The organism is Streptomyces sp. NBC_01237, assembly GCF_035917275.1.
Classification (GTDB): Bacteria; Actinomycetota; Actinomycetes; order Streptomycetales; family Streptomycetaceae; genus Streptomyces.
Window position 1 is genome coordinate 331,327 of the sequence record NZ_CP108509.1, and the last position, 14,383, is coordinate 345,709.

12 protein-coding genes are annotated in these 14,383 nt (G+C 69.2%); 6 read left to right on the plus strand and 6 right to left on the minus strand.

Features of this window, described 5'->3' with window-relative positions; all coding sequences use genetic code 11:
- The first annotated feature begins 590 nt into the window (after nt 1–590).
- On the plus strand, nt 591–809 hold the full coding sequence (locus tag OG251_RS37875; RefSeq protein WP_326681804.1) for a hypothetical protein: 219 nt from the start codon (nt 591–593) through the stop codon (nt 807–809).
- A 347-nt stretch (nt 810–1,156) separates the two neighbouring features.
- Here OG251_RS37875 and OG251_RS37880 read toward each other — a convergent pair whose 3' ends face one another.
- Nucleotides 1,157–1,588 (minus strand): hypothetical protein, encoded by a 432-nt coding sequence (locus tag OG251_RS37880; RefSeq protein WP_326681805.1) that lies wholly within the window; start codon nt 1,586–1,588, stop codon nt 1,157–1,159.
- 276 nt (nt 1,589–1,864) lie between these two features.
- On the opposite strand from OG251_RS37880, the gene OG251_RS37885 reads away from it, so the two are divergent.
- Nucleotides 1,865–5,626 (plus strand): nSTAND1 domain-containing NTPase, encoded by a 3,762-nt coding sequence (locus OG251_RS37885; protein WP_326681806.1) that lies wholly within the window; start codon nt 1,865–1,867, stop codon nt 5,624–5,626.
- A 61-nt stretch (nt 5,627–5,687) separates the two neighbouring features.
- On the opposite strand, the gene OG251_RS37890 is transcribed toward OG251_RS37885, so the two are convergent.
- The 3 genes from OG251_RS37890 to OG251_RS37900 all read right to left on the minus strand — a co-directional run bounded on the left by OG251_RS37890 (nt 5,688) and on the right by OG251_RS37900 (nt 8,640).
- Entirely contained in the window at nt 5,688–6,044 is a 357-nt protein-coding gene (locus OG251_RS37890) for a hypothetical protein (RefSeq protein ID WP_326681807.1), read from the minus strand.
- A gap of 261 nt (nt 6,045–6,305) precedes the next feature.
- Nucleotides 6,306–8,135 (minus strand): asparagine synthase (glutamine-hydrolyzing), encoded by a 1,830-nt coding sequence (gene asnB / locus OG251_RS37895; protein WP_326681808.1) that lies wholly within the window; start codon nt 8,133–8,135, stop codon nt 6,306–6,308.
- A 337-nt stretch (nt 8,136–8,472) separates the two neighbouring features.
- A complete protein-coding gene (locus OG251_RS37900; protein WP_326681809.1) occupies nt 8,473–8,640 on the minus strand; it encodes a hypothetical protein in 168 nt (55 codons plus the stop codon).
- Nucleotides 8,641–9,697: 1,057 nt separating this feature from the next.
- Between OG251_RS37900 and OG251_RS37905 the strand changes: the two genes are divergently transcribed.
- The 3 genes from OG251_RS37905 to OG251_RS37915 all read left to right on the plus strand — a co-directional run bounded on the left by OG251_RS37905 (nt 9,698) and on the right by OG251_RS37915 (nt 12,256).
- Nucleotides 9,698–10,771: a helix-turn-helix domain-containing protein gene (locus OG251_RS37905; protein WP_326681810.1), complete on the plus strand. Its 1,074-nt coding sequence runs from the start codon at nt 9,698–9,700 to the stop codon at nt 10,769–10,771.
- A gap of 16 nt (nt 10,772–10,787) precedes the next feature.
- The gene (locus tag OG251_RS37910) at nt 10,788–11,279 is read left to right on the plus strand and encodes a hypothetical protein (protein ID WP_326681811.1); all 492 of its coding nucleotides are present in this window, start codon (nt 10,788–10,790) and stop codon (nt 11,277–11,279) included.
- A gap of 155 nt (nt 11,280–11,434) precedes the next feature.
- A complete protein-coding gene (locus tag OG251_RS37915) occupies nt 11,435–12,256 on the plus strand; it encodes an SAM-dependent methyltransferase (RefSeq protein WP_326681812.1) in 822 nt (273 codons plus the stop codon).
- A 15-nt stretch (nt 12,257–12,271) separates the two neighbouring features.
- Here OG251_RS37915 and OG251_RS37920 read toward each other — a convergent pair whose 3' ends face one another.
- Both OG251_RS37920 and OG251_RS37925 read right to left on the minus strand, forming a co-directional pair.
- The gene (locus OG251_RS37920; protein ID WP_326681813.1) at nt 12,272–13,204 is read right to left on the minus strand and encodes a helix-turn-helix domain-containing protein; all 933 of its coding nucleotides are present in this window, start codon (nt 13,202–13,204) and stop codon (nt 12,272–12,274) included.
- A gap of 92 nt (nt 13,205–13,296) precedes the next feature.
- Nucleotides 13,297–13,527, minus strand: a complete 231-nt coding sequence (locus tag OG251_RS37925) for a DUF397 domain-containing protein (RefSeq protein ID WP_326682759.1) — start codon at nt 13,525–13,527, stop codon at nt 13,297–13,299.
- 181 nt (nt 13,528–13,708) lie between these two features.
- Here OG251_RS37925 and OG251_RS37930 point away from each other — a divergent pair, with 181 nt between their 5' ends.
- Nucleotides 13,709–14,215 carry an ATP-binding protein gene (locus OG251_RS37930; RefSeq protein WP_326681814.1) on the plus strand — a complete coding sequence of 169 codons (507 nt, stop codon included), beginning with the start codon at nt 13,709–13,711 and terminating at the stop codon, nt 14,213–14,215.
- The last annotated feature ends 168 nt before the right edge of the window (nt 14,216–14,383 follow it).

Sequence of the window (14,383 nt, forward strand, 5' to 3'; positions counted from 1 at the left end):
AACATCCGGATCTCACACCGCCATCCGGCGCTGCTCCCGGGTGACCGCTTCCTCCTGACAAGCAGCCGCACGTCGCGGGCCGGGGCGCAGAGGATCTGGAAGCCGCGTGCGGTGGTGTTGTCCACCGCACCCTGGAGATGTACCGGCCGCACAACAACAGCCCCGTGCCCACCGATGCCCTGAGCCCGGTTGTCCTCCACCCGGATGAGTGCGCGGAGCAACGCCGTATCCGACGGGCGCACCGCACCGGTTGAAGCCGGTGCTCCTCAGGGACGGAAGGCTGCGTCTCCCCGACGGCATCACCGGGCTGCCGGAGGCGGGATACGCGGTTGTCGCCTGTCGCCCGGTCCGTCGGTGCCGTCCCGAACCGTCCGGGCGGCCGGAAGCCGATCGAGACCGCAGGGCGGGAGCAGGAGAGTTTCGGCCACACCCGCGCGTCGCCAACTCCGCGCGACGCACGGGTGGATGTATCTCGCACGCTCGTTCGGGAGTGGCCGCACGGGTGCGTTCGGCATCCCACGGCGGACGGAGGTGTTCCGGCCGCGCCGTACGGGCACACACCGGACACCGCACCATGCTGGAGGAGAACCATGAGCGATCGTGCCGGGCTTCTTCTGCTTGCTGCCGGGCTGGCCGCCGCCGACGCCACCATCGCTCTCCTGACCTGGGGCACAGCCTGGCTGACCCTGTGCGTCTACCTCACGATCGGGGCGATCGCGGCCGCCGTGTTCGCGTTCGTCGACATGGACGGCGGCGGCTCGGGCGACATCAACGGTGACGGCGGTGCAGGACTCGGTGGCGGAGTCTGAGACCGGCGCGACATCGGCTGCGGGAATGCCGGACGACTGAGCGCAAGGCGAACACCCCCGCCTCAGGGCGGGGGTGTTCCGGGCTCCGTGGCGAGGCCGGCGCCGCTCGGAGGTGTGACCGAGCGGCGCTGACATCACCGTGGGCGTGACCGGTTCGGCGTCACAGAGGGTGGACGGAGTCCCGATGGCGTGCGACCTCGGGCCGGCCACCTGCCGGCGTCCCCGACCTCACGGGGCAGTGCACCCCGGAGCTCTCGTTCGGGTCATGCCGGGCTCGGGTGTCCCGGTGTCTGAACCGACTGACCCGGCCTGACCCGGCCTGATCCGGACGAAGGCCACGCGTGGGCTCAGGACCACTTCTCCGCGCGGACGAAGGCGCCCTGGTGACCGTCGAGGCGGACCTTGAGCGCGTGGCGGGTGTTGCTGACCCTCCCCTTGGCGATGACCGATCCGTTGGGGTTGCACCGCTTCCAGCCGCTGTCCGCGACCTTCCGCAGTTTGCCCCCGCCCATCGACTCGAAGATCCGTACCTTCATGGAGGCGTTCGTGTTGTAGCACCGCAGGACGGCGCGGGTGGCGCTGCTCGGCGACTTGTAGGACCCGGACTTCCACTTGCCGCCGGCCTGCGCGGGGACCCAGGAGTTGCCCCAGATCGTGTGCCAACCGGCTTGTGCCGAGACGTTCCCCGCAGGGGCGGCTGCCACGGGATTCGCCACGGCGACGCCGGAGCCCAGCGCAAGGACGACGATCGGGACTGTGAGGGCCATCCGGAGATTCATTTTGGAGGTTCCTTCCCAGGGTGGTGAGACGACGCGGGAACGGCCCGCGGCCTCGGAACGGCGGCGCTGCGGGACAGTGCCGCGCCGGCCCGGCGGATCGGGCCGACGTCGAACAGTTCAGCCGCCCGCAACGTTGTTCAGCAGGCCCCTCAGCCACACCGAACAAACGCGATCGCCCAGTTGGGGAGGCCGGATCGGCCCTTGCCCGGTTCCGTCGCACCTTCCTACGGTGGTGATCGTCGGGGTACGACGGGGGAATCGAAGGAGACCAGCGCAATGGGGCGTCGTGAGACACCGGTGGATCCGGCCGCGGGGCCGGTGCAACGGTTCGCGAACGAATTGCGAACGCTGCGGCAGGAGGCGGGCGGTCTCACCTATCGGGAAATGGCGCGCCGCGCCCACTACTCGGTCACCTCGCTCTCGCAGGCCGCAGCAGGAGAACAGCTGCCCTCGCTGGCTGTCACGCTGGCCTATGCGGCGGCATGCGGAGGCGACCCTCAGGAATGGGAGCGGCGCTGGCGGGAGGTGGCTCAGGACCTGGTGGTCCACAGGGACGAGGACGTCCCGTCGCCGTACCAGGGCCTCGCCCGTTTCGAACCGGGCGATCACGAGCGGTTCTTCGGCCGCGCCGCACTCGTGGAGGATGTACGCGGACTGGTCCTCGCTCACCGCTTCGCCGCGGTATTCGGGCCTTCCGGCAGCGGTAAGTCCTCCCTGTTGCGGGCAGGGCTGATCCCCGCCCTGCGTGCCGAGTCCGGCTCCCTCGCCGCGATCCGCGTCCTGACTCCGGGCGAGCATCCGCTGCACACCCATGAGCAGGCGCTGCGGCCCAAGGACGCCCCTGGCGACACCGTTCTTGTCGTGGACCAGTTCGAGGAGGTCTTCACCCTGTGCGGGGAGTCCGCCGAGCGCGCGGAATTCATCGAGGCCCTGCTCGCCGCCCGGCAGCCGGACAGCCGGCTGCGCGTCGTGATCGCTGTACGGGCCGACTTCTACGGCCGGTGTGCCGAGCACCGGGGCCTCACGGACGCTCTGCGTGACACGAACCTGCTGGTCGGGCCGATGAGCCCGGCCGAGCTGCGCGAGGCTGTCGTCAGACCGGCCCAGAGCGCGGGGCTGATCGTCGAACGTGAGCTGACCGCGCGTCTCGTCGAGGAGGTGCACCGCGAACCGGGTGGTCTCCCGCTGCTCTCCCACTGCCTGCGTGAGACATGGCGTCGCCGCCGCGGCCGTGCGCTGACGATGGAGGCGTACACCGCGGCAGGCGGGGTGCACGGCGCGATCGCGAAGACCGCGGAGGAGGTGTACGCCCGGTTCTCCGCCGATGACGCGGAGCTGGCCCGGCTGGTGCTGCTGCGCTTGATCACCCCTGGAGACGGTTCCCCGGACACCCGCCGCCCGGTGGGGCGTACGGAACTGGACTTCGCCCCCGCCGACACAGTCGCTCCGGTCCTCGACCGCCTGGCCCAGGCCCGCCTCCTCACCCTCGACGACGATACGGTCGACCTGGCCCACGAGGCCCTCATCACGTCCTGGCCCCGCCTGCACGCATGGGTCGAGGAGACCCGCGAGCGTCTGCGCACCCATCGCCGTCTGACCGAGGCAGCCCGCGCCTGGGAGGACTTGGACCACGATCCGGGGGCCCTCTACAGGGGCACCCGCCTGGCAACGGCGGAGGAACACCTTGCGGATCAGCCCCTGACCCCTGTGGAACAGGCGTTCCTGACCGCGGGCCGTACCACCCGCACCAGGGAACTCCGCCGCCGCCGCACCCTGCTGACCACCCTCGCCGCTCTCCTCTCTCTCGCTCTTGTCGCGGGCCTCACGGCCTGGCAGCAGTCGCGCACCAGTGACCGCCGCCACCGGGAGTCCGAGGCACGCCGGATCGCGGCGGTGGCTGACAGCATGCGCGCCACCGATCCGGTGACCGCGGCCCGGCTGAGCGTTGCGTCCTGGCGGCTCGCTCACACCGTGGAAACCCGTTCTGCCGTGCTGTCCGCACTGAACAGCCATGAACAGGATGTCTTCAGGGTCCCGGAACGCGACGCCCGCTCCACCGTCCGCCGCCTCACCGGCGGCGGACGGACGCTGGTTTCGGCCTCCCGTGACCACGTCCGCTTCTGGGACCTGCGCACCCACCGCCTCACCCGTACCTATCCCGGGCCCGGCGAGCAGCTGTCCGGCCCGGACGACGACGTGATCAGCCCGGACGGTCGGACGATGGCGCTGCGCGGGGAGAACTCCGTGGCGTTGTGGGACATCCGCACCGGACGAGTGACGGCGCACCTGCGCGCGGAGCTGCCGGAGCCGTTCGCCTTCAGCGGTGACGGACGCAGCCTGGTGGTCCGGTCCGTGAACGAGGTGCAGGTATGGGATGTACCGAGTCAGCGGCTGCGGCTGCGCGTACCGGGGGGCGAGACGTCGGACGCGGCCATCAGCACCGACGGGCGTCGACTGGCGGCGTGCGGTACCCAACACCGCCTCCAGATCTGGGATACCGCCCACCGCCGCCCACTGGACCTGCCCTGGACGGCCACGTACGGGCGGGACTTCTGCTCCCGGGCCCGGCTCGCCTTCTCGCCGGACGGCACCACCATCGCGCTCGGTTCTCCCACCCGAGTCCGTATCCGCGACATCGCCTCGGGGCGTGACCTCGCCCAACTGGGCATGAAGACGGCGGCCGACGTGCGGTTCAGCCCGGACGGCGCGTTCGTGGCGGCGATCGACGAGGAAGGCCAGGTCCTCGTGTGGCGCCTCGCGTCACCGGATGCCGCCCCCGTGTTCCGCCACACCCTGGGCAGCGAGGCTGCCGACGGCTACGAGGTCGATTTCGCCGCGGCCGAGCTCCGATATCTCGACGGCTCGCGCACGGCCGTCCGATCCCTGGCGCTGGGCTCGGCGACCACGTCCCGCTGGCGCCGGCACGCCGTGGACGGCGCCCTGCTGTCCCGTAACGGGCGGACGTTGGCCACCCTGCGTGCCGTGACGGACGACAAGGGCGACGGTGGTGTGCGCCTCTGGGACACCCGAACCGGCAAGGCCGTACTGACCGTGCCGGACAAGCCGTGTCCCGCAGAGACAGCCGGCCCCGATCCGGAGACCGACTCGTCCTCGGAGCTGGTGGCCGACGAGGAGACAGCCACGACCGACGGTGGGGAACCGCCGGCCGCGTCACAGGATGCCGACTGCCTCGACCTGATGGCGCTGAGCGCCGACGGCCTGTCCTTCGCGTACGTTCGGGGCAGCACGCTCTCGGACACTCCTGCCGGGCGGCGCATCACGGTCTGGGACGTATCAGAACACCGCAGACGCGCGAGCGTCACCATCCGCCCCGACCGCGACGGAATGACCGGCGTCGACGGACTGGCCCTGAGCCCCGACGGCCGCACCCTGTACGTCTCCCGGACCACCACGCGGCAGGTCCTGGAGGTCTGGGACATTCAGCGGAACAAGCGCCGAAGGACGCTGAACAACGTTGCGGCAGGGGGCATCGCCGTGCGCGACGACCAGCGCGTCCTCGTCACCGGGCAGGACCAGGTGGCCGACCTCCGTACAGGACGGACGCGGTACCGCGCCCTCGGCGACGGCATGTCCGACGTACTGGCCTTCAGCCCGGACGGAGCGCGCTTCGCGGCCGGTAACGCGCAGGGACACGTCACTGTGTGGGACGGCGAGGTGCGCAACCGCCTGGGTGTGGCCGGTACGGGTCCCGACGAGTCCGTGACCGCGCTCGCCTTCTCCCCGGACGGCGTCACCCTGGCTGTCGCGGGGAGCGGGGGGACCATCCAGCTCTGGGACGTGGCCTCCAGCCGCCCTCTCGGTTCCCCCCTCCCCACCTCTGGCGACCGCCCCCACACACTGGCCTTCGATCGGGAGGGCACCGCGTTGTACGTCGCCGGCGTCCACGTACGGCTCCGGAAGTACGACATCGCGCCTACGCGGGTGGCTCACCAGGTCTGTGCCCGTACCGGCTCCGGGCTCTCCCCCGAGGCATGGAAGGCATACCTGCCCGGCCTCCCCTATCGAAGCACGTGCTGAGCGCGGGCCACCGGTGGCAGGGCAGGAAGCGGCGCGTCAGGGCGTGCCCCACTCCTGCCGATTACCACCCTTGCGCCGACTCACCATCATCAGGACCAGACCGCTCATCAGAAGCACGCTGCCGGTCAGGGCCCCACTGGCGGGGGCCGGTGCCGTCGAGCGCCAGCAGGAAGAGCTTCTGCCGGCACAGGGCGAAGGCGACCGCCAACTGGCCCCAGCCGGAGAGCCTCGGCCGTCGGACCGGCGACCGGTTCGAGGCAAGCACCCAGCCGCGGGTGAGCGCCGCCACGCCCGAGGCGGCGATGAGCAGCGCCACCAGCACGACAGGTACGGCCAGGTAAAGCTTCATGATCCCTTCGCTGCGCACCGGACCCACGCCGTATACACACTTGATCATCAAACCCGCCCGGCCGCGCACTCCAAGAGGGTGGCCGCGGAGCTGCATCAGGTTCCCTGGCGGTGCTCGGGTGGCGATTGCGCCCGCACCGCGTTGTCGGGCGGGTGGCGATCGGCCTGCCCACCCGCCACGGAAAACGCCGTTGCAGTATGAGGACGAAACGAGAACTCGCCTATGTCGAACGCCCTCTGACACGCTCCGGAACCGGGTCGGCCGAAAGCCTGATGACACCAGGTCCGGCTCAGGGCCGAGAAGTGGGCCGAAGCCCGCTCCCCGTCGGGATCAGACCCTGACCGTCGGGTGGTGGATGTCGAACCACGCCCCCAGGTCGAGCGTGCGCTCCAGCAGCATCCGCTGTCGCTGGCTCAGGTCGGCGGCGGGCCGGGTGGTGGCCTCGGTCAGGCCCTCATGGTTGACCAGTTGAACCGCCGGATGCCCGGTTCGCAGCAGGTCGGCAGCCTGGGACTGAATGGCCATGACATACGCGGGGTCGAACGTGCCCGGGTAGCCGCTCTTCTTGCGGTCGGCGACCGACGCGGGCAGGACATCCCGAGTGGCGGCGCGCAGCAGGCTCTTCTCACGGCCGTCGAAGGTCTTCAGGGACCACGGGGCGTTGAAGACGTACTGCACGAGACGGTGGTCGCAGAACGGGACGCGGACCTCCAGTCCCACGGCCATGCTCATGCGGTCCTTGCGGTCGAGCAGGATCTGCACCATGCGGGTCAGATGGAGGTGGCTGACCACCCGCATACGCTGATCCAGGCCGGTCTCACCGTCGAGCACGGGGGTCTCCGCGACGGCCGTGCGGTAGCTCTCGTCGATGTAGTCGCCGAGGCCGAGAGCGGGCTTGAGGTCCTCGCTGATCTGGCCGCCGGACTCGACCAGTGAGTGCTGACCCGCAAGCCACGGGAAGGTTTCGGCGTACTGCCGCTCGTCGTGGAACCACGGGTAGCCGCCGAACACTTCGTCCGCGGACTCGCCGGACAGCGCGACGGTGGAGTGGCGGCGGACTGCGGCGAAGAGCAGATAGAGGGAGTTGTCACGGTCGCCGATGCCGATCGGCAGGTCGCGGGCTCCGACGGCTGCGCGGCGGACCTCCGGGGCGGACAGCGCCGCCCCGTCCAGGATGATGTCCTTGTGGTCGCAGCCCACGTATTCGGCGACGGCGTGGACATAGGGGGTGTCCTGAGTGGGCGAGACGTCGATGGCCTGGAAGTGCTTGTCCTGGTCGGGGAAGTCGACGGCGAAGCTGCGCACCGTCTCACCCTGGGGCGCGAGGTGGATCTGCGACAGAGAGGTGAGCGCGGAGGAATCCAGCCCGCCGGACAGCAGCGTGCAGCGGGGCACGTCGGCGACGAGCTGGCGCTGGACGATGTCGTCGAGTAATTCGCGGACGTGCGCGACCGTCGCTTCCTTGCTGTCGGTGTGCGGCTCGGAACGCAGCTGCCAGTAGGTGCGGTGGCGCATCCCGCCGCGGTCGAGGATGATGATCTCGCCCGGCCGCACCTCGCGCATGCCTTCCCACACAGCCGCGCCGGGGGTCTTGGCCCCGGCGAAGAGCTCGCGCAGTCCGTCGAGGCCGACGACGGGGGCCACGTGGGGGTTGGCGAGGATCGCCTTGGGCTCCGAGCCGAAGATGACGCCGTCTTCGGTCTCGTAGTAGTAGAACGGCTTGATGCCCATCCGGTCGCGGATCATCACCAGGCGCTCGGTGCGGGCGTCCCAGATCGCGAAGGCGTACATGCCGTTGAGGTGTTCCACGAGCTTCTCGCCCCACACGATGTAACCGCGCAGCACCACTTCGGTGTCGGAACCGGTGTCGAACCGCTGTCCGGCGCGGCGCAGTTCCGCTCGCAGCTCGTTGAAGTTGTACGCCTCACCGGAGTAGACCATGCCGACCGGCCCGTCGGGGGTCTCCACGGTCATCGGTTGCGCGCCGCCCGGCAGGTCGATCACAGCGAGTCGCCGATGCCCCAGGGCGGCGTGAGGCGCCAGCCATACACCCGCGGCGTCGGGGCCACGGCACGACATGGTCTCTGTCATGGCGTCAAGATCGCGTCGATGTTCCGTCAGATCACGCCGGTAGGAGACCCAGCCGGTGATTCCACACATGCGAACCTCGGTCCACTCGAAGAAAGTTACCTCGGGTGACTATTGCCCTATACATGCAGTGGATTCACGCCGGATCATCGACCACCCGTGTGGGATTTCCGACAGGTAAATTTATGTTAACAGCAGGTTTCACGGGGACCCGAAACGCTTTGAGCCAGTAACGCGATCCTGTGAGATGTGGCGGTCGGACGGCCTGCTGCCGCCGCGCGGAATCCGCGGCGGCCCGGGGGGGCCCGCCCTCCGACCGTGTGCACGACGTGCGCCGTGGCGCCGCCCGGACGGCCTCCACCGGGCCACCCCCACCGAACGCGGTCGGCCTGAGCAAGCAGCGGGGTGCTCAGTTGTCGGCGAGAGGTGTGTGCCCTTCGGACCAGTCGTTCACCCAGCCGCACCCGGCGCAGGCGTACCTGCCGTCGAGTCCTGCGATCTGGGTGCCGCACTGGGCGCACCCGATGTAGGTGATCTCTGGTGGCCGGTAGGCCGCCGGGGGTTTCTGCTCTGCCATGGAACGGAGCGTACCGCTGAGAGCGTCGGCATAATCCCGGACGCCCAGCCGCACTGGTTGTTGCACATCCAGGACCCGTCGCTTCCCTGGGTCGCGCCGGCTCCGCACGATGGGCAGTTCACTGGGGCTCCCTCGGTCGGCGCTCGTGGTGGACAGCATCCGGGGTGCAGAGCCTCGTGAACACAGGGCGGAAGCGAGAAGCCCCCCGAGGCAGTCTCCTCGCCGCCCGAGGGCTTCGCGATCGCCGTCCCGCCGACCGCACACGCGGGTGAATCCTGGAGCAGATCTTGGCAGCGAAGTGTCGGTGAGGCGAAATTCCAGAGGCCGGTCGCTTACTGACCGGCCGTCATGATCAAGATGAATCCGATCGAGACAGAAAGGAGATGGTCAGTTCTTTTCGATTTCGATCACGCCTTACATTCTAGAAGGCGGCTGTGTGTTCGGAATCGCTGCCTGATCCGCTTTTCGTGTCCCGTTCCGGGTACACATATCGGATTACGGCATGAGTGCGTGGCGACGGCGTGTTCGTCCCGGCTAGTGTCCCGTCTTGGAGGGGGCCTGGGCCGAGCCTGCGAACCTGGGAACCAAGCCCCCTTTTCAGCATTCCGACCGGCACAAGATCCCTTGGGGGGTACCTCATGCCTTTTCGATATGCGATCCGAGGCGCCGCAGCGTCATGGAGTGATGATGACGGTAGCGGCGGGAGGGTGCGTTTCGCACGGCCCCGTGCCTGCGCTGTCACGGTCCATCCCGTCGGCGCATTCGCGCTGTTGGGCCTCTCCATGGGCCCTGCGGGCCCGCGCCCGGGCGAGGGTGTGCGGTATGGGTGCTGCGGGAGCGGCCGTATGGGCGTGCCGGGGCTCGCGATCCTCCCTGCTGTGGGCCCCGCGTGGACTGATCGCCGTGTCAAAAGCCGCGCGCGCATGGGGTCGAGGGTGCGTGACACCCGTTTCGCGAACCGGAATACGCCCCGCTTCACCGTGGAGTAATCGGATCCACATAGCCGTCTCCCCGGTGATGCCGGGGAGACGGCAGGGGCAGTGCGAGGAGGAATGACATGGTGGGAGACGACGCGAAGCGGACCTGTGGCTTCTGCGGCGCCGCGTTGCCCGAACCGAACGGCCCCGGGCGCCGGCGCGCCTACTGCGACGCAGGCCACCGGCGCCAGGCTCAGCGCCGCAGGGAGCGCGAACGGCCGTCGGCAGGGGAGGACAGGCAGTCGCTCGGCCAGGAGATCGCCGCGGAACTGCACAGACTGACAGGCGCGTTGCTGGAAGCCACCTACGCGGGTGAGGGCCTGAGTGAACTCGTGCAGCGTGCCCGGGCGGTGCAGACCGAGATCGACTGTTTCCTCGCGGCGGAGGTGCGGGCCAGCCGGGCCCGGGGAGCACGGTGGGACGACGTCGGCCGAGCGGTGAATGTGACGGCGGAGACAGCCCGGTCGAAATGGCACGCGGACCGTGTCCGGCGGCAGCTGGATCACCGGGCACTCGCGCAACGCGCCGCACCCCTCCCCGCCCCGCGCACGGTGGCCTCCCTCCAGCAGGGCATGGCCATGAACCCCACCGCTGAACCGGGACCGGGAGCCCCGGTGACCGCCCGCCTGCGTCTGGCCGCAGCCCTGTCACAGGCACAGCGGGAGAGCGGGTTCAGCATCCGCAGGATCGCCGACCTCACCATGCTCTCCCCTTCGTTCATCTCCCGGGTCCTGTCGGGGGAACGGCTGCCGTCCTGGGACCTGGTGTGCCACCTGTGCACGATCCTGGGCCAGGAACCGCGGGAGCTGCGTCTGCTGTGCGAGGTCGCCCACGGCATCACGAAGCAGGCCCGACAGACGGTGACCGAGTACATCGCCTCGCTGAAGGCGGCGCTCCGCGGGCTGCATCTGGCCGCGGCCCGGCCTTCTCCCGAACAGATCCACCGGCGCAGCAACGGGCGGGTGCCTGTGTGGCTCGTCGCCCAGGTCCTGGACGGGGAGGCGGTGCCGGAGTGGGAGATCCTCGGCGCCATCGTCACCGCGCTGGGCGGTCAGGCAGCGGACTTCAAACCGTTGTGGGAGGCGATTCACTACAGCGTCCTCATGGCGGACGACCCGCGTGGCACTGACCTGATCACTGATCCGACAACTTGACGGCGGTGCAGCCGACATGACGGCAACACGGTTACCTCATTCTCGACGACTCGGCAGCACGCCGGTCCGGGTCGCGGACGGCAGGACCGCTCTGGTCGCCTTCCACGCGTTCCGTGCCCTGTACCGGGAGGGATATCTCGCGTATGCCACGGCGAGACTCGGGGCGGACGGTGCCGCCGAGCAGGCGGTCGAGGACATGCTCACCGCGCTCGCGGTGCGCTGGTCCATAACCCTGGGCTGCTCGCATCCGGCCGCGGTCGCCTGGCGGTTGCTCTCGGAGAGCGTGGATCACATCGCCGGGGCCACCGGTGCGCCGTGTTCCTGCCGCCGACGCTGGGTCAGTGATGCGTTCGTGCTGCGTGGCCACCTGCGGATGGAGACCACCAGGGCGGCGGAGCTCATGGGGCTGACGCACGGAGAGTTCCTCGTGGCCCTGCACACCGCCGGGGACGACGGCCCCGGACCCTGTTCCTGCGGTGCGCCGCCGCGGCGGTGCACCGGAGCCTGAAACACGCGCCGTTCACTGCTCCTCCGTGCACCCGCACGCTGGGCGAGCACCTTCGTCAGCCCTTCGTGGTCTCGTGCCACCGCTGAAATTTCACTACGCTTTCCCCTTCCGGGCGCGCCGACCGGGGTGCGCCGCGCAGTCATCCAGGGGATGCGATGCAGGCTGAGAACCGACTTCCGTACGGGGCGGATGTGCGGACACCGAGCGTCGCTCGGATGTACGACCACCTACTGGACGGCAAGGACAACTTCGCGGCCGACCGTGACGCGTGCGACGACCTCTTACGTCAGGTACCGAGCATGAAGGTGCTCGCGCTGAACAATCGCGCGTTCCTGCGGCGGGTGGTGCGTGTCATCGCCAAGGACTACGGCATCCGCCAGTTCATCGATCACGGGTCCGGTCTCCCCACGCAGGACAATGTGCACGAGATCGCGCAGCGCGTCACGCCCGCCTCGCGGGTCGTGTACGTCGATACCGATCCGATCGTGCGGACCGTGGGCGGCGCCTTGCTGGGAACCAATGAGCGGACCGCGGTGCTGCAGGCCGATATGCGGGACACAGAGGCGATCTTCGCGAGCGAGCCGGTGACGCGGCTGATCGACTTCAGAGAGCCGGTCGCCGCCCTGTTCGTCTCGGTCCTGCACTGCATCCCCGACCGGGACCAGCCGCTGGAACTCATCCGCAGGGTGAAGAGCCGACTGGCGAGCGGCAGCATCATGGTCATCTGCCAGCTGGTCAGCGAAAGCCCGGAGATCCGTGACGGGGTCTCGGAGTTCATGGACCGCGAGACCCATGGGAACTGGGGCCGAGTGAGGACGCGGGCAGACGTCGACGCGTACTTCCGAGAGAACGAGATCGACGTTCTGCAGCCCGGACTCGTGGAAGTTTCCCGGTGGCGGCCGGCCGCCACCGCGGATGCCCCGCCGCAGAGCAGTTTCGAGTGGGAGGAGTTCGGCGGGGCAGGGGTGGTCCGTTGACCTCCCCGAGGGTGTTCAGGACCGGGTGACGGCCAGCTCGTCGAGCCGGTCCTCGAGCTGGGTGAGGGTCTGCTCGGCGGGGTAGGACATGCAGGAGAGGCTGAAGATCCGCGACTGGTAGCGCTCGGCCTCCCCCTCGCCCTCGACGCACCGGGCGCTCTCGCTCTGCTCGAGGTAGACGAAGTCGGACAACAGCGTGTCGGCGAACCGCAGATGCACGATCGGGTGTCCCACGGCCCCGGTCATCCCCATGGACAACGGGGCGATGTGCAGACCGATGCGGTGCCGCAGGTCGCTCTTGAGCAGAGTGACCAGGTGCTCGATCTGCCGGTACATCACTCCGGGGCTGCCTACCGGGCGCCGCAGCACATCCTCGTCCATGACGGCCACCAGCGCGGGCGGGTCCTGATCACGCAGGAACATCTTCAGCCTGGTGACCCGGGCCGCGGCGCGATCCTCGATCTCCCTCTGCGACGCGTCGGGGAAGCCGGCACGCATCACCAGCTGGGCGTACTCGGGTGTCTGCAACCAGCCCGGAACCAGCTGCGGTTCGTAGGACATGATCCGCTGCGCCGCCGGCTCCAGTGCGAGCAGCGGCTGCACCCAGCGGGCGATGGAGCCGCCGAACGGCTCCCAGACGTCAGGGCGCTCTCCCTGCGCCGCGATGGACAGCGCATGGGAGAACTCCCGCTGATCGGTGATCCCGCACAGCCCGAGCAGTGCGGTGGCATGACGGCCCGCGTGTTCCGTGCGCTCGCCCCTCTCCAGCCTGCTCACCGTCGGGGCCGACGTACCGATCTGCCTGGCCGCGTACTTTCCGGTGAGGTTGGCGCTGATGCGACACCGCCTGAGGTGTTCGCCAAGGGCTCTGCGATGAGCCGCCGCGCCCAGGTGAGGGCGCGGTGCGAATCCGCGTATGGAAAGGGTCTCCGCGTGCTGGCCGGTCATGGCGATACCTCCCCGGGCACCGATCACTGGGGCGCCAGTATGGCAGTGTCGGCCCCGGGGAATCACCCATTGGCCATTACTTGACGCCCCGGCTAAAGGGCGAAGTCGAAATCACCGTCCTTCACGCCGAGCAGAAACGCCTGCATCTCCGCAGGTGTGTAGACCAGGGCGGGCCCCGCAGGGAAACGGGAGTTCCTCATCGCGATTTCTCCCCCCTCCAGACGGGCTACTTCTACACAGTTCCCTCCGGCATTGCTCCGGACGCTCTTGTGCCACACCGCGCCCAGGATCGCTTCCGCACTCACGCCGTTGACCTGCTTCATCGCGCTCACTCCAGTTTCTGTATCCGCCCCGCCACCATCACTCCCCATCTCCGAAAGGGAAAATGCGTGCGACCGGGCGTGCTGAAATTTCAGCCGTACATGCAGAACGAGCATCGCGGCGCCAGGTAGCGGGACAAAATGCGGAGAGCGTGCCGCACACGCTCGCGAAGGGGAGGCATCCATGCCGCAGACGCACAACCAGCAGCGCACCGCACAGATCCGCGACCCCGGCAGGAGGAGCCGCGGCCCACAGGACCTGACCGCCCACCTCAGCCTCGGGGCACCCCCGTTCGCCGCGTACCGGATCGGGGAAACAACGTCCTGCCTCCGGAACGCCAGAGGATTCACCTCCGACGTCCTAGGCCGCTGGGGCCTCGAAGCGGTACGCGAAGACGCCGTGCAGGTCGCCTCCGAACTCGTCGCCAACGCAGTGCGCCACGGCTGCCGTACTCCCCCGCCCGGAGCGAGCGATCCCGTCGTATGGCTCGCCCTCACCCGACGCCCGCACACCCTGCTCTGCGTCGTCTACGACCCCAGCGACCAGCGCCCGCGTCTCATGCCACCCGCTCCCCTGGCCGAACATCACCGCGGGCTACCGATCGTCAACGCCCTCAGCGACGACTGGGGATGGAAGCCCACAGGCGCATCCGGCAAAGCCGTGTGGGCCCGGCTGTCCCTGCCCACCTGAGCAGGGGCGGACGAAACAATCAGGACATCTCCGGCCCACCACCGGTGCCGCCGGGCAGTTGACACCTCCGATCACTCCCCTGACCTCGCGGCAGAGTCGGCCGCACCAAGATCTCGGCGCCGACGGCGCCCACAGCCCCCTGGGCAAAAGCTGTCCCGCAAAACGTCG

Bases quoted from the DNA above. Each gene is read 5' to 3' on its own strand.
- OG251_RS37875 (WP_326681804.1), top strand. From the start codon at position 591: ATGAGCGATCGTGCCGGGCTTCTTCTGCTTGCTGCCGGGCTGGCCGCC.
- OG251_RS37880 (WP_326681805.1), bottom strand. From the start codon at position 1,588: ATGAATCTCCGGATGGCCCTCACAGTCCCGATCGTCGTCCTTGCGCTG.
- OG251_RS37885 (WP_326681806.1), top strand. From the start codon at position 1,865: ATGGGGCGTCGTGAGACACCGGTGGATCCGGCCGCGGGGCCGGTGCAA.
- asnB (WP_326681808.1), bottom strand. From the start codon at position 8,135: ATGTGTGGAATCACCGGCTGGGTCTCCTACCGGCGTGATCTGACGGAA.
- OG251_RS37900 (WP_326681809.1), bottom strand. From the start codon at position 8,640: ATGGCAGAGCAGAAACCCCCGGCGGCCTACCGGCCACCAGAGATCACC.
- OG251_RS37905 (WP_326681810.1), top strand. From the start codon at position 9,698: ATGGTGGGAGACGACGCGAAGCGGACCTGTGGCTTCTGCGGCGCCGCG.
- OG251_RS37910 (WP_326681811.1), top strand. From the start codon at position 10,788: ATGACGGCAACACGGTTACCTCATTCTCGACGACTCGGCAGCACGCCG.
- OG251_RS37915 (WP_326681812.1), top strand. From the start codon at position 11,435: ATGCAGGCTGAGAACCGACTTCCGTACGGGGCGGATGTGCGGACACCG.
- OG251_RS37920 (WP_326681813.1), bottom strand. From the start codon at position 13,204: ATGACCGGCCAGCACGCGGAGACCCTTTCCATACGCGGATTCGCACCG.
- OG251_RS37925 (WP_326682759.1), bottom strand. From the start codon at position 13,527: ATGAAGCAGGTCAACGGCGTGAGTGCGGAAGCGATCCTGGGCGCGGTG.
- OG251_RS37930 (WP_326681814.1), top strand. From the start codon at position 13,709: ATGCCGCAGACGCACAACCAGCAGCGCACCGCACAGATCCGCGACCCC.